Origin of the sequence: Vibrio sinaloensis, assembly GCF_000808535.1 — a bacterium.
Classification (GTDB): domain Bacteria; phylum Pseudomonadota; class Gammaproteobacteria; order Enterobacterales; family Vibrionaceae; genus Vibrio; species Vibrio sinaloensis_D.
The window spans coordinates 114903-135509 of record NZ_JWLV01000012.1; the positions used below are offsets into that span (position 1 = coordinate 114903).

The 20607-nt window shown below is 46.6% G+C and carries 18 protein-coding genes; 1 reads left to right on the forward strand and 17 read right to left on the reverse strand.

What is annotated here, in order from left to right; all coding sequences use genetic code 11:
• Nucleotides 1–7: 7 nt before the first annotated feature.
• The 17 genes from accA to rpsB all read right to left on the reverse strand — a co-directional run bounded on the left by accA (nucleotide 8) and on the right by rpsB (nucleotide 19318).
• On the reverse strand, nucleotides 8–967 hold the full coding sequence (gene accA, locus RJ47_RS09300; protein WP_005475319.1) for an acetyl-CoA carboxylase carboxyl transferase subunit alpha: 960 nt from the start codon (nucleotides 965–967) through the stop codon (nucleotides 8–10).
• Between the two features lie 35 nt (nucleotides 968–1002).
• Complete coding sequence (gene dnaE, locus RJ47_RS09305; RefSeq protein WP_038190709.1) at nucleotides 1003–4482, reverse strand: DNA polymerase III subunit alpha; 3480 nt, start codon at nucleotides 4480–4482, stop codon at nucleotides 1003–1005.
• A 91-nt stretch (nucleotides 4483–4573) separates the two neighbouring features.
• On the reverse strand, nucleotides 4574–5191 hold the full coding sequence (rnhB, locus tag RJ47_RS09310) for a ribonuclease HII (protein ID WP_038215576.1): 618 nt from the start codon (nucleotides 5189–5191) through the stop codon (nucleotides 4574–4576).
• Nucleotides 5192–5196: 5 nt separating this feature from the next.
• The gene (gene lpxB / locus RJ47_RS09315; protein WP_039483423.1) at nucleotides 5197–6339 is read right to left on the reverse strand and encodes a lipid-A-disaccharide synthase; all 1143 of its coding nucleotides are present in this window, start codon (nucleotides 6337–6339) and stop codon (nucleotides 5197–5199) included.
• Between the two features lie 71 nt (nucleotides 6340–6410).
• A complete protein-coding gene (gene lpxA / locus RJ47_RS09320) occupies nucleotides 6411–7199 on the reverse strand; it encodes an acyl-ACP--UDP-N-acetylglucosamine O-acyltransferase (protein ID WP_005475344.1) in 789 nt (262 codons plus the stop codon).
• 1 nt (nucleotide 7200) lies between these two features.
• Complete coding sequence (gene fabZ / locus RJ47_RS09325; RefSeq protein WP_038139751.1) at nucleotides 7201–7653, reverse strand: 3-hydroxyacyl-ACP dehydratase FabZ; 453 nt, start codon at nucleotides 7651–7653, stop codon at nucleotides 7201–7203.
• Nucleotides 7654–7749: 96 nt separating this feature from the next.
• On the reverse strand, nucleotides 7750–8781 hold the full coding sequence (lpxD, locus tag RJ47_RS09330; protein ID WP_038139526.1) for a UDP-3-O-(3-hydroxymyristoyl)glucosamine N-acyltransferase: 1032 nt from the start codon (nucleotides 8779–8781) through the stop codon (nucleotides 7750–7752).
• A gap of 6 nt (nucleotides 8782–8787) precedes the next feature.
• Nucleotides 8788–9297: an OmpH family outer membrane protein gene (locus tag RJ47_RS09335; RefSeq protein WP_005475287.1), complete on the reverse strand. Its 510-nt coding sequence runs from the start codon at nucleotides 9295–9297 to the stop codon at nucleotides 8788–8790.
• 19 nt (nucleotides 9298–9316) lie between these two features.
• Nucleotides 9317–11725, reverse strand: coding sequence for an outer membrane protein assembly factor BamA (gene bamA / locus RJ47_RS09340; RefSeq protein WP_039483426.1), 2409 nt, complete (start codon nucleotides 11723–11725; stop codon nucleotides 9317–9319).
• A 38-nt stretch (nucleotides 11726–11763) separates the two neighbouring features.
• The gene (gene rseP, locus RJ47_RS09345; RefSeq protein WP_039483429.1) at nucleotides 11764–13122 is read right to left on the reverse strand and encodes a sigma E protease regulator RseP; all 1359 of its coding nucleotides are present in this window, start codon (nucleotides 13120–13122) and stop codon (nucleotides 11764–11766) included.
• Nucleotides 13119–14327 carry a 1-deoxy-D-xylulose-5-phosphate reductoisomerase gene (gene ispC, locus RJ47_RS09350; RefSeq protein WP_039483431.1) on the reverse strand — a complete coding sequence of 403 codons (1209 nt, stop codon included), beginning with the start codon at nucleotides 14325–14327 and terminating at the stop codon, nucleotides 13119–13121. Before ispC ends, rseP begins: the two co-directional genes overlap by 4 nt.
• Nucleotides 14328–14368: 41 nt before the next feature.
• Nucleotides 14369–15211, reverse strand: a complete 843-nt coding sequence (locus RJ47_RS09355; protein WP_039483434.1) for a phosphatidate cytidylyltransferase — start codon at nucleotides 15209–15211, stop codon at nucleotides 14369–14371.
• 11 nt (nucleotides 15212–15222) lie between these two features.
• Nucleotides 15223–15978 (reverse strand): polyprenyl diphosphate synthase, encoded by a 756-nt coding sequence (locus RJ47_RS09360; protein ID WP_005475343.1) that lies wholly within the window; start codon nucleotides 15976–15978, stop codon nucleotides 15223–15225.
• A gap of 99 nt (nucleotides 15979–16077) precedes the next feature.
• Nucleotides 16078–16635, reverse strand: coding sequence for a ribosome recycling factor (frr, locus tag RJ47_RS09365; RefSeq protein ID WP_038139537.1), 558 nt, complete (start codon nucleotides 16633–16635; stop codon nucleotides 16078–16080).
• A gap of 97 nt (nucleotides 16636–16732) precedes the next feature.
• Nucleotides 16733–17464 (reverse strand): UMP kinase, encoded by a 732-nt coding sequence (pyrH, locus tag RJ47_RS09370; protein WP_038139540.1) that lies wholly within the window; start codon nucleotides 17462–17464, stop codon nucleotides 16733–16735.
• 151 nt (nucleotides 17465–17615) lie between these two features.
• Nucleotides 17616–18458: a translation elongation factor Ts gene (gene tsf / locus RJ47_RS09375; protein WP_039483437.1), complete on the reverse strand. Its 843-nt coding sequence runs from the start codon at nucleotides 18456–18458 to the stop codon at nucleotides 17616–17618.
• Between the two features lie 131 nt (nucleotides 18459–18589).
• A complete protein-coding gene (rpsB, locus tag RJ47_RS09380; protein WP_038139543.1) occupies nucleotides 18590–19318 on the reverse strand; it encodes a 30S ribosomal protein S2 in 729 nt (242 codons plus the stop codon).
• A 377-nt stretch (nucleotides 19319–19695) separates the two neighbouring features.
• Between rpsB and map the strand changes: the two genes are divergently transcribed.
• Nucleotides 19696–20574, forward strand: coding sequence for a type I methionyl aminopeptidase (gene map, locus RJ47_RS09385; protein ID WP_038215581.1), 879 nt, complete (start codon nucleotides 19696–19698; stop codon nucleotides 20572–20574).
• Nucleotides 20575–20607 lie beyond the last annotated feature (33 nt).

Below are 20607 nucleotides of genomic sequence, written 5' to 3' on the forward strand. Positions count from 1 at the left end.
ATGCTGATTAGCAGTAACCGTAGCTCATTAAGCGTTGGTAACGGCGCTCAAGAAGTGTGTCGTTGTCAAATTGAGCCAGCTCATCTAACTGCTTAAGTAGGTTCGCTTTCATGTTTGCTGCCATTTGAACATGGTCGCGGTGCGCACCACCTAATGGCTCTTCAATAATTTCATCGATCAACTCAAGCTCTTTAAGACGAGGCGCCGTTAGGCCCATCGCGTCAGCCGCTTGAGGCGCTTTATCTGAATCACGCCATAGAATCGATGCACAGCCCTCTGGTGAGATGACTGAGTACGTCGAGTACTGAAGCATGTTGACGTAATCGCCAACACCAATAGCCAATGCACCTCCTGAACCACCTTCACCAACAACGTTACAAATCACTGGCACTTTTAAACCCGCCATCACTTTTAGGTTTTTCGCAATTGCTTCTGATTGGCCGCGCTCTTCTGCACCAACACCTGGGTAAGCACCCGCAGTATCAATGAAGGTGATGATTGGCATGTTAAAACGCTCCGCCATTTCCATAAGGCGTAGGGCTTTACGGTAACCTTCTGGTTTAGGCATACCGAAGTTACGTTTTACTTTTTCTTTGGTCTCACGACCTTTTTGGTGACCGATGATCATAACCGGACGACCATCAAGGCGAGCCATACCACCAACGATCGCTTTATCATCAGCAAACGCTCGGTCACCCGCTAGCTCTTCAAATTCTGTAAATACATGTTGGATGTAGTCCAGCGTGTAAGGACGTTGTGGATGACGCGCCAGTTGAGCAGTTTCCCACGCCCCTAGATCGCTAAAGGTCTTTTTCTTAAGCTCTAAGCTTTTCTTTTCTAGCTGTTCGATCTCTTTTTCTAGATCCACACCAGACTCACCGCCGTGGCGAGATACATCACGTAGTGCTTCAATCTTTGCTTCAAGTTCTGCGATCGGCTTTTCAAATTCTAAAAAGTTTAGGCTCATCTATCGATCCTTTCTGATTCGGCTTTGTGCCGAATTTAGTTAAATTCGAGTTCTACTTGGCCATTACCAAGCAGTTGTTTTAAATCATCTAATAATGCATCGCTTGGCGTAACTCGCCATTCGGTACCTAACGTTAGACGCGCGCGCGCATCGCTCCGTTGGTAATATACATGAACAGGAACCGTTCCTGCCCGATGAGGCTCTAGTATTTTACTAAAGCGCTCAAAAAACTGGCCATCGATTTGAGATTCTTCAATCGATACAGATAATCCACGCGCGTACTTTTCGCGAGCAGTGCCGAGATCCATGACCTCGCGCGCGGACATTTTAAGACCACCATTGAAATCATCAAAGCTGACCTGTCCAGAAACCACCAAAATTTTATCTTGTTCTAACAATTCAGCGTATTTATCCAACGCATCTGAGAACAACATCACTTCCATACGTCCACTGCGATCGTCGAGTGTCATCAAGCCGATGCGTGTACCGCGTTTCGTGGTCATGACGCGAGCTGCAATCACTAGCCCTGAGACAGTCACACTTTGGTCACGACGAGTTGGCGTCGCGTCTTTTAGTCGACAACTGGTGTACTTACCAAGTTCCTTCAAATAGGCATTTATTGGGTGCCCGGTCAAATAAAGGCCGAGTGTTGTCCGCTCTCCCTCTAACCATACCTTCTCAGGCCACGGCGCAACTTTGGTGTATTTGTTTTCTACCTCTTCTGGCGCTTCCGTCAATACGCCAAACAGATCGCTCTGACCAAATGCTTCCGCTTGGTGATGTTGGCTGGCTGCTTTAACCGCGTCATCGAGTGAAGCCATCATGGCTGCTCGATGAGGGCCCAGTCGATCTAAAGCTCCGGCATAGATAAGCTTCTCTATGACGCGTTTATTGACCTTTTTCAAATCGATGCGAGCACAGAAGTCAAACAAGTCTTTGAAGTGACCATCTCGGTTGCGCGATTCCAAAATCGCCTCGATAGGGCCTTCACCGACACCTTTAATCGCACCGATGCCATAAACAATTGCGCCATCTTCATCTACGTTGAAGCGATACAAGCCAGAGTTTATATCCGGCGGCAACACTTTCAGCTTCATGCGCAGACATTCGTCTACAAGACCAACCACTTTTTCGGTGTTATCCATATCCGCGGTCATTACCGCAGCCATAAACTCCGCAGGATAGTGTGTTTTGAGCCACAAGGTTTGATATGAAACCAGGGCGTATGCCGCTGAGTGAGATTTGTTAAAGCCGTAGCCCGCAAATTTCTCTACCAAGTCGAAGATCTTCATCGCGAGTTCGCCATCGACACCATTGGCAATCGCGCCCTCTTCGAACGTGGCACGCTGTTTGGCCATCTCTTCCGGTTTTTTCTTACCCATAGCACGACGAAGCATATCCGCGCCACCAAGGGTATACCCAGAAAGCACCTGCGCTATCTGCATGACCTGTTCTTGATACAAGATAATGCCGTAAGTCGGATCGAGGATCTCTTTGAGCGACTCGTGCTGCCACTTTTCATCAGGATAGGAAATTGCTTCTCGGCCATGTTTACGGTCGATAAAGTTGTCTACCATGCCTGATTGCAGCGGCCCCGGACGGAACAAAGCTACCAGTGCGATAATGTCTTCGAAACAGTCGGGTTGAAGGCGTTTGATTAGCTCTTTCATACCACGGGATTCAAGCTGGAACACCGCGGTAGTTTCAGAGTTTTGCAGTAAGTTAAACGACGCTTGGTCATCAAGCGGTATCGACTCAATCGCGACGGGGGCTTTACCCTCTTTGGCTAAGCGAGGGTTAATCAACCCTAGTGCCCAGTCAATGATGGTTAGGGTACGCAGCCCCAAGAAGTCAAACTTAACCAGACCCGCGGTTTCCACGTCATTCTTATCGAACTGAGTGACGGGGAAATGGCCTTCTGCATCCGCGTAGATCGGCGCAAAATCGGTGATCGTGGTTGGTGAAATTACAACACCACCCGCGTGTTTACCCGCGTTACGTGTACAGCCTTCTAGGATGCGACACATATCGATGAGCTCTTTGACCTCTTCATCCGCATCATAAAGCTCTGGCAGTGCAGGCTCGGCTTTAAAGGCTTTCTCTAGCGTCATGCCAGGATCCGGCGGGACAAGTTTCGAAATGCGATCAACGAAACCAAACGGATGGCCAAGCACACGACCCACATCGCGTATTACCGCTTTCGCCGCCATGGTACCAAAGGTGATGATCTGCGATACCGCATCGCGACCATACATTTCTGCTACGTGGTCAATCACTTGGTCACGCTTGTCCATACAGAAGTCGACATCAAAGTCGGGCATCGAAACACGTTCTGGGTTCAAGAAACGTTCGAAGAGTAAGTCGTACTCGAGCGGGTCCAAATCTGTGATTTTCAGCGCATACGCTACCAATGAACCGGCACCCGAACCACGCCCCGGACCAACAGGAATGTCATTGTCTTTCGACCACTGGATGAACTCCATTACGATCAAAAAGTAACCGGGGAAACCCATGTTGTTGATAACTTCGAGTTCGATCTTCAATCGCTCATCATATTCAGGGCGACGCTCAGCACGAACTTTCGGATCGGGGAATAAGAACTCAAGACGTTCTTCGAGCCCCTCTTCCGATTTCATGACCAAAAATTCCGTTTCTTCCATGCCTTCTGTTGGGAACGCGGGTAGGAAGTATTCTCCAAGACGCACGGTGACGTTACAGCGCTTAGCAATTTCGACGCTGTTTTCTAGCGCTTCGGGAATGTCAGCAAACAACTCACACATTTCTTCTTCAGTGCGTAAATATTGCTGAGGGCTGTAGTTCTTCGGTCGACGTGGATCTTCTAAGGTATAGCCGTCATGAATCGCCACTCGAATCTCGTGCGCATCAAACAGGGTTTCGTCAAGAAAGACGACATCGTTTGTCGCAACCACTGGCAATTCAAACTGCTCAGCGAATTCGAGTGCAAAATGGAGGTAGCTCTCTTCGTCGGCGCGTCCAGTTCTAGTCAGCTCAAGATAAAAGCGGTCGGCAAAGTGAGTCTGGTAAAACTCTGCGCACTCTTGAGCCGTTTTTTGGTTGCCCTTGAGAAGCGCTTTACCAATTTCACCGCTTTTACCACCAGAGAGCAAAATCAAGCCCTCGGACAGCTCCACCAGCCACTCTTTGTCAATGACTGGCTGATGCTGAACGTGACCACGAAGGTACGCTTTTGAGATCAGTAACGTTAGGTTTTTATAGCCAGTATTGTCTGCGGCCAACACCGTTAATTTGGTGAGTTCATCACCAAACGCTGCTGATTGCATGGCAAAATCGGCACCAATGATCGGCTTGATACCACAACCATGAGCGGTACCATAAAACTTCACCAAACCACATAAGTTAGTGAAATCGGTAAGTGCCATTGCAGGCATTCCCAACTCTGCCACTTTCTTAACCAGAGGTGGCACTTTGGAAAGGCCATCGACCATGGAGAAGTCACTGTGAACTCGAAGGTGGACAAACTTAGGATCTGACATGAATAGTTCCGCAAATAGTACTTAATCGGAAAGGAATGGGGGTATTTTACGTGATAGTAATACGTGAATACACCCCATAATATTCGGGTTTCTAATCTAACCCGAGCGCTTTCTTCACTGGTTTGAAGCTTTTACGATGTTGGTCAATCACACCATGTGCTTCAATCGCTTCAAAATGCGCCTTAGTTGGATAACCTTTGTGCTTAGCAAAGCCAAACTCTGGATGTAACTTATCGAGCTCTTCCATCTCTTGGTCTCGGACAACTTTCGCAATGATGGATGCTGCACTGATCTCAGCAACGCGCAAGTCCCCCTTAACCACCGCTTGAGCATCCATTGGCAACGCGGGGCAGCGGTTGCCATCGATCAGTGCTAAATCTGGTTGTACTTTTAACCCTGCGATCGCTCGCTGCATCGCTACCATAGTCGCCTGCAAGATGTTCATTTCATCAATCTCCGCAGGAGTGCAACGTCCAACGGACCAAGCGAGCGCTTTCTCTTGGATTTCAGGCAGCAGCGCTAAACGTTTTTTCTCTGAGAGCTTTTTGGAGTCGTTCAAACCTTCAATCGGATTGTTGGGGTCTAAGATCACAGCGGCCGTAACCACGTCGCCCACCAACGGCCCTCGACCGACTTCATCCACCCCAGCCACATGTTGATAACCTTGCGGGTACTCAAACGGCGGAAGTTCTTGTTTTTCTTTTGCCATAGTATCTATTTCTTACCAATTAATGCCAGAACTGCATTCGCAGCTTGGGTATCCGCATCTTTGCGAATCCAGTGATGCATCTCTGTAAACTTGTCGATCATCTGCTGACCATCACTGCCTAGCAAACGCTCAACTTCGGGCGCCAAATTATCAGGAGTGCACTCTTCCAATAAATACTCTTTGACGATCTCTTGCTCAGCCAGAATGTTTGGCAGTGATACATAATCTGTTTTCACTAGGCGACGAGCGATAAACGCGGTGATGGCGTTTACCTTATATCCAACCACCATAGGGCGCTTGATCAGCATGCATTCTAGAGCAACAGTCCCCGAGGCAAGCAATACTGCATCAGCTGCTGTAATAACATTGCGCGCAGTATCATCGACCAAGATAAAATCAAGCTCAGGAGCAAACTCTTGCCAAGCTTGTTCAAATTGCTCTCGGCGCTTCTGGTTTACCAACGCCACCACAAATCCTAAGTCAGGATGCGTTTTGTGTAGCCTTTTACAGGTTTCAATAAATGGTTGGGAGAGCATTTTTAGCTCACTGCCGCGGCTTCCGGGTAGAACCGCAAGCCACTTCTTATCTTGCTCAAGACCTAATAGTTCTCGAGCAGGTGCTTTCTCTGAAACCAACGGAATGGCATCAGCCAGTGTATGGCCAATAAACTCGCAAGGCACATTGAACTTGTCGTAAAACGCTTTCTCAAAGGGCAAGAATGCTAACACTAAGTTGGTTGCGGCTTCGATTTTAAAGATGCGCTTTTGACGCCAAGCCCATACGGATGGACTAACATAGTGGACCGTCTTGATGCCAGCTTGTTTCAGGTCCAACTCTAGACGTAAGTTGAAATCAGGCGCATCGATACCAACAAAAACATCAGGTGGATTGTCAGTAAAATACTTCACCAGTTGCGCCTTTACTTTGAGTAAACGCGGTAATCGGCCAAGTACCTCAACTAATCCCATGACAGCGAGTTCTTCCATGTCAAACAGAGATTCACAGCCTAGCGCTTTCATCTTGGGTCCGCCAATACCGACAAACTCGGCGTCAGGGTATTGCGCTTTGACCGCTTTGATAAAGCCTTCCCCGAGCGTGTCACCTGACAACTCCCCCACAACAATGCCAATTCTGAGTGGTTTTTCCATTTTACTCACTTTATAAACGCAAAAAGACCGCAACCGATGGCTGCGATCTTTTTAATTAATCATGGGATGGCTTAGCGAATAACGCCACGCTCAGAGGTTTCCACAAACTCAATAAAGTGCTTAATTGATGGCCAATCTTTTGCCATTTCTTCGAGCACTTCTTTCGCTTCTGCTTGGGTTTTACCAGAGCGATAGAACTCTTTGTACGCATTACGCAGCGCTCTTAGCTCTGCTTTTTCAAAGCCATTACGCTGTAAGCCAACAAGGTTTAAGCCAAACGGTGTCGCGTGGTTGCCTTGCGCAAGAACGTACGGTGGAACATCTTTAACCACAGCAGAACAACCACCAATGTAGCTGTACGCACCGACTTTACAGAACGGGTGAATCGCAGACAAAGCCATGACCCCTGCGTAATCTTCCACTGTAACGTGTCCACCAAGAATAGCGTTATTACCCACGTGCGTATGGTTTCCTACGATCACATCATGCGCGATGTGTGCGTTGACGCAAAGAAGGTTGTCATCACCGATAACGGTTGTTGCCTTATCTTGCGCTGTGCCTCGGTGGATTTGTACCGCTTCACGTATGACGTTACGGTCACCAATTACAACTGTCGTGGCTTCACCACCGTATTTCTTGTCTTGGTTCTCTTCACCAATGACCGCATGTGGGAAAATACGGTTATCTTTGCCAATGGTTGTATGGCCTTTGATCACAACGTGAGACATCACTTCAGTCCCTTCACCAATCTCAATATTACCTGAGATGTAAGTAAACGGACCGACGGTCACGTTGGCTGCAATTTTTACCTCACCCTCAATAACAACCGAAGGATGGATTTGAGCAGTTTCGTGAATCATATTAAAACTCTCGACGGGCGCACTTCAGCTCTGCTGAACATACGACTTCGCCGTCGACTTTTGCAACACCGTTAAACGCTGCAATACCGCGACGCTCTTTAACAAACTCAACTTCTATAACCAATTGGTCACCTGGTACAACTGGTTTGCGGAACTTTGCTTTGTCAACGCTAGCAAAGTAGTACAGTTCATTTTCAGATGGCGCGCCAAATGATTTAAATGCCAACAGGCCCGTCGCCTGAGCCATTGCTTCAAGGATCAACACACCAGGAAATACAGGTAGTTGTGGGAAATGACCTGTAAACTGAGGTTCATTCACTGAAACGTTTTTAATCGCCGTTAAGTACTTCTCTTCTTGATAGTCAGTCACACGATCAATCAGTAAGAATGGGTAGCGATGAGGGAGTAATTCCTGAATTTCAGTGATGTTCATCGTTTTCTTTTCAGTAGTCAAAGTCATATTCCTATATCGAATGCTAAATATGTTTTCGGCTGGCATTATAGACGAAAAAGACTCGCAATTCGCGAGCCTTTTTGATCAAGACTGGAATCAAGAATCCGAGTCTTGTTCTAACTGCTTTTCAACCGCTTTAAGACGCTTGTTCATTTCATCAATACGATGAACGCGAGTCGCGGTTTTACGCCACTCTTTATTCGGCTGTAATGGGATCCCAGAGGAGTACATACCTTTTTCTGAGATACCACGCATGACCATGCCCATACCAGTAATAGTCACGCCATCAACGATCTCAATATGACCGTTAATAACCGTACCACCGCCAATGATACAGTATTTGCCGATCTTAGTACTGCCAGCAACAATCGTACCACCAGCCATAGCTGTACCATATCCGATCTGTACATTGTGAGCGATTTGCATCTGGTTATCTATGATAACGTTATCTTCAATAATGGTATCTTCGAGCGCGCCACGGTCAATCGTCGTACAAGAACCAATCTCTACACGATTACCAATAATGACCGAGCCAAGTTGTGGAATTTTAATCCATTCGCCTTTCTCGTTGGCATAACCAAAGCCATCAGAGCCAATCACTGTATTTGCTTGAACTAAACAATCATCCCCTAATACCACGTCATGATAAATGCTGACATTCGACCATAACTTGGTATTAGCGCCAATTTTCGCATTTTTGCCAATAAAGCAGCCCGCACCGATCACCGCGTTGTCTCCGAGCTCTACTCCAGACTCAATCACGGCGTTTGCGCCAACGGAGACATTATCACCCAATTTAGCATCATCAGCGATCACCGCTGAAGGCGCAATTGAGGTTGCCGGTGAAGGTGTAGTGTCGAGAGCTTGTGCCACTTTAGCAAAAGCGACGTAAGGGTCATCGACCACAAGTACATTACCACCACACGCTTCGCGTTGAGCTTCTTTTACCATCACCACCGTCGCTTGACAGTCAGCAAGGTGCTTAGCGTATTTAGGATTAGACAGGAAAGTAACGTCACCTTCCTGTGCTTTGTCCATTGGTGCAACCATGGTGACCATTGCACTTGCATCACCATGGAGCTCTCCCCCAGTAATAGTTGCCAAATCGGCTAAAGAGATTGCTGTCATAAACGATTATTTTAGTTGTTTGATTACTTTTTCTGAAATGTTGTACTCAGGCTTGCCGTACTGCATGGTCTGGATATCAACAATAATGTCATAACCTTCTTTCTCAGCGACTTTCTTCACTGCATCCTGAATAACTTTAAATAGCTTTTGCTTCTCTTGCGCTTCACGACGCGCTGACGCTTGCTCTAGAGCCTGAGCTTTGATTTTGTATTTGCTGTCTAGCTGACCGATTTCAATACGTAGTTTCTCAACTTCATCTTGACCTAATAACTCGCCATCACGCTTTAGCTTTTCGATCTTCGTTTTTGCTTCTGCTTGAATAGACTTTAGCTCATCAGCCTTGTCTTTAAACTCTTCCTGCATCTTTTGCAGGACAACTTCACGTTGTGGTAGTGCTTGGAACACTTGAGCGGTATTTACATAGCCTACTTTTTGCGCAGCTTCTGCCGCGTGAGCAAATAGAGAAGACGTCATTACTAATAGGCCAATACCAGCCGCTTTAATTGTTTTATTCACTTTATAATTTCCTTTCAAATTAGAAGGTTCTGCCGATGGTGAAAGTGAAGAATTCTTCATCATCACCTTCGTAAATTGTAATCGGTTTCGCCACTGAGAAGACCAAAGGCCCCATTGGTGACATCCATTGCAACGCCACACCGTATGATGCGCGGTAGTTGGTTGGATCCGAGTAGTCCATGTAGTAACGATCTGTGATCGTCTCATCATAGACGAATTCTGTGTCCCAAACGCTTGCCGCATCAAGGAACATACTGGTGCGGATTTGGTTACGCACTTCATCCGATGCAAAAGGCGTTGGCACAATCAGCTCAAGACTCGCCAGAGCAACCGCATTACCACCTACAGAGTCATCGGTCGAGTTGACACACGATGAGCTACTACAGAACGATGGATTGCTGTTTATTGTGTACACCGCTTTTGGTCCCGCGGTATTCGATCTAAAGCCACGAAGAGAGGTGAAACCACCGGCGTAGTAGTTTTCGTAGAATGGGAACAAGTTGTCGTTACCATCCGTTTGGCCGTAACCATTACCGTAACCTAAGCGACCACGCATAAGTAACGTGAATTCGTGCTTTTTGGTCAACGGAATGTACTGTCTAACGTCATACTGTAGCTTGAAGTACTGAGCGTCTGAGCTCGGTACTGTTGCCTTAGCAAATGCACGTTGGTAGTTACCCGCCGTTGGGAAATAGCCTCGGTTAAGGTTGTTTCGTGTCCAAGACGCATTCAAGTCAAAGTCATTGGTGATGATGTCACCATCTGGCTGATTAATACTTTGAGCAAACAGCTGCGCTTGGTCATAAGTCGGCACGTTACCAATCTTGTTGTGGGTGTAACCCACACCAAACTCAAAGCGATTCAACTCATCGAATGGGAAGCCCCATGTTAAACTAGCACCGTAACTTTCGTTGGTGTAGTCAACGATACCTGCTTCTTTCGCTTCAAACTGGTTGTAGAAGATCTTACCGCCAAGACTGACACCATCAAGGTTCCAGTAAGGGTCACGATAGTCCAAACTCACGTTCTTTTGGTAGTCGTTCATCATCGCGTTAATACCAACACGATTACCAGTACCAATAAAGTTGTCCTGCTGCAATCCAACCTGGAAACTCACGCCAGATTCTGTACCGTAGCCGATACCGAAGTTAACGCTGCCTGAGTTCGCCTCTTTTACGCTGTATACCAAATCCACTTGGTCTTCGCTGCCCGGAACACGCACAGTTTGTACATCAACCGTTTCAAAGAAACCGAGACGATTTAGTCGACTCTTACCAGTATCAATCGCCTTAGAGTTCAGCCAGCTGCCTTCCATCTGACGCATTTCTCGGCGCAGTACTTCATCTTTGGTCGAGTTGTTACCCACAAAACGGATATCTCGCACGTAAATACGTTTACCCGCTTCAATATTGACCACCAAAGAAACTTCTTGAGTCTCATCATCAAACTCAGAAATGGTGCGCACTTGAGGGTAAGCATAACCAGCTTCACCCAATAAACGTTTGACGTTCTCTTCTAAGCTCGTCACCGCTGAGCCGTTGTAGAGTTCACCCATCTCAAATGAAATGAGATCGTTAAGCTCGTCTTCACCAACAACACGATCACCACGGAACTTCACGTCTTTGACCGAGTATGGCTGGCCTTCGTCCAAGCCTAAGGTAATGTAGACCCCTTTTTTGTCAGGGGAAATTGAGACTTGTGTAGAATCAACTTTAAATTTCAGGTAGCCACGGTCTAAGTAGTACGACTTAAGTGCTTCAATATCGCCAGCTAATACTTGCTTTTGGTATTTGTCATCGGATAGGAAGTTCCACCAAGCGACATCCACATTAAGCTCAAAGCGACCCAGTAGCTCATCGTCAGAAAAGACGTCATTACCAATGAAGTTAATTTGCTTAATTTTGGCTGAAACACCCTCAGAGAAAACAAACTTTAAATCTGCACGATTACGTGGGAGTGGTGTGACCACCGCTTTTACGTTCGCGTTGTACTTACCAACACTGTAATAGAAATCTTCTAGACCCTTCTCGATATTGGCCAAAGTCGTGCGGTCAAGCGCTTCACCGACTCGGACACCAGAAGCATCTAGATTCTGTTGCAGCTGCTCTTCTTTGATCGCCTTGTTACCAGAGAACGAGATACTGGATACGGTAGGACGCTCTTTTACTTGAACAACGAGCACGTTGTCTTGGCGTAAAACCTTAATGTCTTCGAAGTTGCCAGATGCGTAGAGAGCTCGAATGATTTGCGAGATATCTTCATTGTCGACGGCATCGCCAATACGGACTGGCATTTTCAACAACGCAGCACCAAGTGTCACACGTTGCAAGCCTTCAACTTGAATATCTTGGACAACAAAGCTTTCGGCACCATTTGCACTCATACTTGTTGCGAGTGCTGTGGCAAGTAGAATCTTTTTCATCGCCATATTTGTTTTAGTTATTCCTTACTACAACCTTTGCCCAGTTAGAGACGAGCAAAATCATTGAAAATTGCCACTGCCATAAGAGAGAAGATAATTGCTCCGCCTACACGGTACCCCATTTCCTGAATTTTCTCAGGGACTGGGCGTCTTATTACAGCCTCAATAGCAAAAAACAATAGATGTCCGCCATCTAACATAGGTAACGGCACAAGGTTAATTATCCCTAAGTTGACACTAATAAGAGCAAGGAAACCAAGGAAGTAAACCAAGCCATAATCGGCGGTCGTCCCTGCCCCTTTCGCTATTGAAATGGGTCCACTTAAGTTGTTAAGTCCTACATCGCCAACAATCAGCTTTTTCAACATACTGATGGTCAGATCAATCACTTGTCCGGTTTTTTCAACCGCTTTCCCGACTGATTCAATTACACCAAATTGTAAGTCGAAGCGATAACTTTCCGGCCATTCTGCGACCTCTGGGGCGATTCCAGCAAAACCGACTTCGCCTTTACCTTTCATCTCACGACTGTCTGGAATGATAGTCAGGGAGACACGCTCACCATCGCGTTCAACCTGAAGCGGCAGTGAAGCATTCGGATGCTGCTGAATCGCATCAACGACTTGCTGCCAATCTGTGATGGCGACACCGTCAATCGCGAGCAGAGTATCTCCGACTTTTAATCCAGCACGCTCACCAGCGCTGCCTTGCGTCACATTGATAAGCTTGGTTGAAATCTCTGGCGTAAAAGGAACAAAGCCAAGCGCTGACATAGCAGACTGTTTTTCAGGGTCAAAGTTCCACTCGGTAAGATCAAAAGAGAGGGTTTGCTCAACGCCGACGCCGTCGGAAGGGGCAACCGTCATCGTCAGACGTTCATCACCAATATGAGCAATCAACCCCATGTTGACCGATTCCCAATCTGCGGTTTTGACGCCAGAAACGGATTTAAGTTCCATTCCCTGTTCCAACCCTGCTTGGGCAGCAATAGAATGAGGGGTAACCTGGCCAACAACGGGCTTGACCGCCGGAACGCCGATCATAAACACAAGCCAGTAGGCGATAATGGCAAATAAGAAGTTGAACACTGGGCCTGCAGCGACAATCGCACTGCGCTTCCAAAGTGGCTTTTTATCAAAAGCAAAGCGTTGATCGGCGTCAGAGACTTCATCGACACGCCCGTCGAGCATCTTGACGTAGCCACCCAGTGGAATCATCGAGACGCTGTATTCTGTGCCATCTTTTCCTACTTTGCTCCAAATGGCCTTACCAAACCCAATGGAGAATTTTTCGACCCTTACACCACAGCGGCGAGCAACCCAGAAATGGCCGAACTCATGGACAGCGACTAATATTCCCAGCGCAACGATAAAGGATACGAAGTTCCACAAAATACCTGTCATAGCTTACGCTCACTAACCCAGTTGGTTGCTAAATCTCTCGCCATTCTATCGACCTCAAGTATGCTTTCCAAGTCACTACAGTGCGACTGATGGGTATCAGCACAGACTTTTGACAAAACCTTCTGGTTAATGACCGATATGTCTGTAAATGACAACTGTCTATCGAGGAACGCAGCCACCGCGATTTCATTTGCCGCATTCAGTGCCGTTGTTGCATGCTGACCTTCGTAGCAGGCGTCGATAGCGAGTTTTAAACATGGATAGCGGTTGTAATCAGGTTCTAAGAAAGTGAGCTCGCCAACTTTAGTAAAGTCTAGCGGAGCCACACCCGCCGCAACACGTTCAGGGTAAGACAGGGTCAGCGCAATCGGCGTCGCCATATCTGGTTCGCCCATCTGCGCCAATACTGAGCCATCTTTGTACTGCACCATCGAGTGGATAACAGATTGAGGATGAATCAATACCTTTAATTGTTCTCGAGAGGTGTTAAACAGCCACTTCGCTTCAATGTACTCAAGACCTTTGTTCATCATGGTCGCCGAGTCGACTGAAATTTTTGGCCCCATCGACCAGTTAGGGTGAGCTATGGCTTGTTCAGGAGTGACTGAGCTCAGTGATTCGATATCACTGTAACGGAAAGGTCCACCAGAACCGGTTAACAGAATGTTTGAGATACCATGCTGTGCTAAATCGCAGCGACCAAGATTGGTTTGGATATCACTTGGTAAGCATTGGAAGATTGCGTTGTGCTCGCTATCAACAGGCATAAGCTCAGCGCCAGACTGCTTAACCGCATCGATAAACAACTGACCAGACATCACCAAGGCTTCTTTGTTTGCAAGCAGCACACGCTTACCCGCTTTGACTGCCGCCATCGTCGGTAACAGGCCCGCAGCACCAACAATCGCAGCCATTACAGTATCAACGTCATCCATCGAGGATACGTCGCACATGGCCTCAATACCTGACAACACTTCAGTATCAATTTTAAGTGCCACTAACTGCTGTTTGAGCTGTAAAGCCGCCGAGTCCGATGCCATCACCGCATACTTAGGTCGCCATTTCAGGCACAACTCACGCATTTTCTCAACATTTCCTCCCGCCGCAAGTGCGACAATAGAAAACAGTTCGGGGTTTTGTTCGATGACTTTAAACGTGCTCGCGCCGATCGAACCAGTTGCACCTAATATTGTTAGCTTACGCATAGCAAGAAACCGATTTGTGACTTAGGCAAGCCGAAGCTTGCCTAAAAAATGAAGTAAAGAAATGCAAAAACAGGAAATGCCGCTGTGAGGCTGTCAATGCGATCGAGCACTCCACCGTGGCCGGGAATAATATTGCTGCTGTCTTTTATCCCTGAGACGCGCTTGAACATACTTTCAACCAGATCACCCAGAACGGAAATTACCACGGTAATCAGCGTAATCACGATCATGATAAACGGGCTAGTAAATTCAATATCAAACCAGCTTGCCGCTCCCCATCCGACGATAATTGCGGTAACAATCCCGCCAATCAAGCCCTCAATGGTTTTGTTAGGACTAACATTTGGCGCCATTTTGCGCTTGCCCATGCTCTTACCAGCAAAGTAAGCGCCGCTGTCAGCAGCCCAGACAATCAAACAAACGTAAAGCACTAACTTAGCACCGTGATAAGCGTCGGTTTCAATCCCTTCGGCACGAAGGAGCAGTACACTCCAAAAGAAAGGTAAAAGCGTTAATATACCGAAGAGATGACGCAGTACAGGAGAGTGTTGCCACAATGAAGCCGATTTCGGGTATGTGATCGCGAGAGTACTAGACACTAGCCACCACACACATCCAACCGCAAGGATGGCGTAGTGTGGCTCTACGATTTGGTTCAAACTAAAAGCATCGAAAGGGACAAGCGCTAGGCTCAGTCCGCTGACCAATAAGGCTGGGATCAGCGCCATAGCACGAGATTTTGCTTCAACAAATTGCGTCCACTCCCAGTAACCGATCATCATTACCGCAGCAATCGCAATTGTAAACAAGGGAAGCGACAACTCAAAAATTCCTAGAATCACCAATGGAGCAAGGATGAGCGCTGTTATTATTCTTTGTTTCAAACTTGGATCCTTTATTCGCTTTCCATCAATGCCTTGATTTGTTCACCGGTACAACCGAATCTTCTTTCTCGATTAACAAACCAAGTCACTGCTTCAACTAAGCTATTTTCATCGAATTCTGGCCAATAGATAGGCGTAAAATACATTTCTGCGTAGGCCATCTGCCAGAGCATGAAGTTACTGATTCGACACTCACCACTGGTACGAATCATGAGATCAACTTCAGGTAAATCGGACATGGTTAAATGCTGAGTCATCATTTCCTCAGTAATCTCGTCCGCTTGTAATTCACCGTTTGCGACTTTATTAGCCAGAGCCTTCGTCGCTTGCATGATGTCCCACTTACCACCGTAGTTCGCGGCGATGTTCACCACCATGCCAGTATTATTCGCTGTCAACTCTTCTGCCTGAGCAATCTTTTTCCGTAACCTATCATTGAAACGCGCCGTATCGCCGATAACTCGAAGCCGAAGGTTATTTTTGTGCAACTTCTTAATCTCGGTTGAAAGAACCGTGATAAACAGCTCCATCAATACTCCCACTTCTTCTTCAGGGCGACGCCAGTTTTCACTGCTGAAAGCAAATAAAGTGATCGCTTTAATGCCGAGTTTGGCGGAAGTAGAAATCGCTTTTCTAACAGCAGCAACACCATTTTTATGGCCAAACACGCGAGGTTTACCTTGCGCTTTAGCCCAACGGCCATTGCCGTCCATGATAATTGCGATATGTTGAGGAAGAACGTCTGGAGAAAGATGTGAGTTTTGCATACAAGAAATTGATAGGTAATCAGCAAAGGACAGAGAGTAGCATAAAAAAACGCTGTGCTGCGAGCACAGCGCTCTTTAGAAGGAGAGTTTGTAGAGGAATTAGACTTCCATCAACTCTTTTTCTTTTGCTGCTAGCACTTCGTCGACTTGCTTAACAGCAGCATCCGTTAGCTTTTGGATCTCTTCTTGACCTTTACGATCTTCATCTTCAGAGATTTCTTTGTCTTTTAGCAATGCTTTTAGCTCGCCATTTGCGTCACGACGGATGTTACGAATAGCAACACGACCACCTTCTGCTTCGCCACGAACAATCTTAACAAGGTCTTTGCGACGCTCTTCTGTTAGCGGTGGAAGTGGAACGCGAATGATAGTACCCGCAGACATTGGGTTTAGACCAAGATCTGACATCATGATCGCTTTCTCAACTTTCTGAGTCAGCTCTTTATCGAATACTGTGATTGCTAGTGTACGTGCGTCTTCTGCTACTACGTTAGCAACTTGATTTAGAGGAGTTGGTGCACCGTAGTACTCAACTGAAATACCAGCCAATAGACTTGGGTGTGCACGACCTGTACGAACTTTAGACAGGTTGTTCTTTAGCGCTTCTACGCTTTTTTCCATGCGCTCTTGAGCGTCTTGTTTGATTTCGTTAATCACAATATCACCTTAATGTGTAAATCTTTCTCGAAGAAAGCCTAAGCGGGAGTCTTCAAAAGGCAATACCGTAGCACAAATCGTGCTACGGTGATTGGAATTACTCTGCGTCGCTGATTAGCGTGCCTTCTGCTTCACCCATAACCACGCGACGTAGTGCGCCTGGTTTATTCATATTGAATACGCGAATTGGCATTTTGTGGTCACGAGCCAATGTGAATGCTGCCAAATCCATTACTTTCAATTCTTTTTCAAGAACTGCGTTAAATGAAAGCTTATCATACAGCTCTGCGTCTGGGTTTGCTACTGGGTCAGCCGTAAATACGCCATCTACTTTTGTTGCTTTTAGAACTACGTCAGCTTCGATTTCGATACCGCGTAAACATGCCGCAGAATCGGTTGTAAAGAATGGGTTACCTGTACCAGCAGAGAAGATAACAACACGGCCTTGGCGCAGTTCGCGAATCGCATCTGCCCAGTTGTAATCGTCACATACACCTTTTAGAGGAATAGCAGACATCACACGAGCATTCACGTAAGCACGGTGCAGAGCATCACGCATCGCTAGGCCGTTCATTACTGTTGCTAGCATACCCATGTGGTCGCCGACTACGCGGTTCATGCCCGCTTCCGCAAGACCTGCACCACGGAAAAGGTTACCACCACCGATAACCACACCAACTTGAACACCAAGCTCAACCAGCTCTTTTACTTCTTGTGCCATACGGTCAAGTACCGCTGGATCGATGCCAAAGCCGTCTTCACCTTGAAGAGCTTCACCACTCAGTTTTAACAGAATACGTTGATACGCTGGTTTAGGGTTAGTTGTCATGGAGTTTACCTTCCAAAAAGAGAGTTATTGATTAACAGTCATGAATACAGACTGAGCAGTCAGTATTCATCACGGCTAATCGTTTACATCCCTAGTCATAAAAAGACCGCAGCCTTGGCTACGGTCTAAATTTTGTGCACTTCTCTAAGGATTAACCTTTTTGAGCTGCAGCTACTTCTTCAGCAAAGCTCATTTCTTCAGCTTTCTCGATACCTTCACCAACTTCTAGGCGAACGAATGTAGAAACTGAAGCGCCTTTTTCTTTCAGCATTTCGCCAACAGATTTCTTAGGCTCCATGATGAACGCTTGACCAGTTAGAGAGATTTCGCCTGTGAATTTCTTCATGCGGCCAACAACCATCTTCTCTGCGATCTCAGCAGGCTTGCCTTCGTTCATAGCGATTTCAACTTGAACTTCTTTCTCTTTAGCAACTACGTCAGCTGGTACGTCTTCTGGGTTAACGTATTCTGGCTTAGAAGCAGCAACGTGCATTGCAACGTGCTTAAGAGTTTCTGCATCGCCTTCACCAGCAACAACTACACCGATTTTCTCGCCGTGACGGTAAGAAGAGATTGCAGTACCTTCAACGTAAGCAACGCGACGGATGTTGATGTTTTCGCCGATTTTCGCAACAAGAGCAACGCGCTCTTCTTCGAACTGAGCAACTAGCTCTTCAACAGTAGCTTTAGAAGCTAGAGCAGCTTCTGCAACTTTCTCTGCGAATGCAGTGAAGTTACCATCTTTAGCAACGAAGTCAGTTTGGCAGTTAACTTCAAGAAGAGCAGCAACACCGTTGTCTTCTTTGATGATGATTGCGCCTTCAGCCGCTACGTTACCTGCTTTCTTAGCAGCTTTAGCAGCACCTGATTTACGCATGTTTTCGATTGCTAGTTCGATGTCAGCGTTTGCTTCAACAAGCGCTTTCTTACATTCCATCATACCTGCGCCAGTACGTTCGCGCAGTTCTTTAACTAGAGCAGCAGTAACAGCCATTCTCTATTCCTCAGTTGATTCTGGATTTGGTAAAAAACAGGGGCCTACATTTTCGGCCCCTGTTGATAACTATAACTCAGTATATGCTACAACAAGGTTGCACATAGTCTAAGTGTGACTAGGAGCCGCTATTATTCAGCTTCTACGAAACCGTCTTTTTCAGCAACAACAGCTACGTCTTTGTTACGGCCTTCAGTTACTGAAGCTGCCGCAGCGTTTAGGTATAGTTGTACTGCGCGGATTGCGTCGTCGTTACCTGGGATGATGTAGTCAACGCCGTCTGGGTTAGAGTTAGTATCTACTACAGCGTAAACTGGAATACCTAGGTTGTTTGCTTCTTTAATCGCAATGTGCTCGTGGTCAGCGTCGATTACGAATAGAGCGTCTGGTAGGCCGCCCATGTCTTTGATACCACCAAGAGATTTCTCTAGCTTCTCCATTTCACGAGTACGCATTAGAGCTTCTTTCTTAGTTAGTTTGTCAAAAGTACCGTCTTGAGACTGAGCTTCAAGATCTTTTAGGCGCTTGATTGACTGACGAACAGTTTTGTAGTTTGTAAGCATACCGCCTAACCAGCGGTTGTTTACGTAGTACTGGTTGCTTGCGATAGCAGCTTCTTTAACAGCTTCAGATGCAGCGCGCTTAGTACCTACGAATAGAACTTTACCTTTCTTCTCGCCAACTTTAGCAAGTTCAGCTAGAGCTTCGTTGAACATTGGTACAGTTTTTTCTAGGTTGATGATGTGAACGCGGTTACGAGCACCAAAGATGAATGGCTTCATTTTTGGGTTCCAGTAACGAGTTTGGTGACCGAAGTGAACACCAGCTTTCAGCATATCGCGCATTGATACAGTTGCCATTTTAAAATCCTCTATGGGGTTAGGCCTCCACATTCCCCATAACTCCGACTAGGCTTCTGCCCAGCACCCCGGAATATGTGTCGGAATGTGTGTGATTTAAAGATAAAAGTATATATGGAACTGACCAGCATCGCCGCTTCATCGATGAGAAGTGAAGAGAACTGACCACATTTCCGGCGCGCTTTATACCATATTTTTGCTCTATCTGGCTAGTAAAAAAACCAACACCTAGTGTGCAAAAGTCATCCAATCATTAAGAAACAGCGTACAACCACTCGAATAGTAAGGAATTGCCAGTAATACACATTCTCAACTGTTCCTGATAGAATGCGCCCATTCGCACCATCTGGTGCTAGCGAAGTAAATAGAGAAAGCCGATGTCAATCAAGATTAAAACAGCTGAAGAAATCGAACGTATGCGACTAGCGGGCGCGTTGGCCGCTGAGATCCTAGAGATGATTGAACCTCATATTAAAGAAGGGGTTACGACAGACGAGTTAAACCAAATCTGTCACGATTATGGGATTGAAAAAGGCGCGTACTCTGCACCTCTTGATTACCACGGGTTTCCTAAGTCTATTTGTACATCCATCAACCACATTGTGTGTCATGGTATTCCGGCATCTCAAGATGAAGTCGGCAGCAACGGTCAATTGAAGCCAGCGGTACTTAAAAACGGTGACATTATCAACGTCGATATCACAGTAATTATCCCCAATGAAGAAGGCGCAGATCTTAGCGTTCGTCCAGATGGTTATCACGGTGACACATCTAAAATGTTCTTCGTTGGTGAGGTATCTCCTGCTGACAAACGTCTTTGTATGGTGACTCAAGAAGCACTCTACGTCGGGATGCGTAAAGTGAAGCCGGGCGCAACGGTGGGCGATATTGGTACCGCTATCGAGAAGTACATCAAAGAGAACAACAAGAAGAACCCACGTAATAAGTTCTCTATCGTGAAAGATTTCTGTGGCCACGGCATTGGTAACGAGTTCCACGAGGAACCGCAAATTGTCCACTATAAAAACAATGATCGTCGCGTGCTGAAAGAAGGCATGTGCTTCACGATCGAGCCAATGATTAACGCGGGAAAATTTGGTGTGACGGTTGATGCGGAAGATGACTGGACGGTGTACACCGGTGACGGTAAGAAGTCAGCTCAGTACGAACACACCATTTTGGTGACCAGTACTGGCTGCGAGGTGCTCACACTGCGTAGCGACGACACAATCCCGCGTATGATGAACAACGCTTAATTGTAACCAATACACTTAATATCCCCGCTCAGT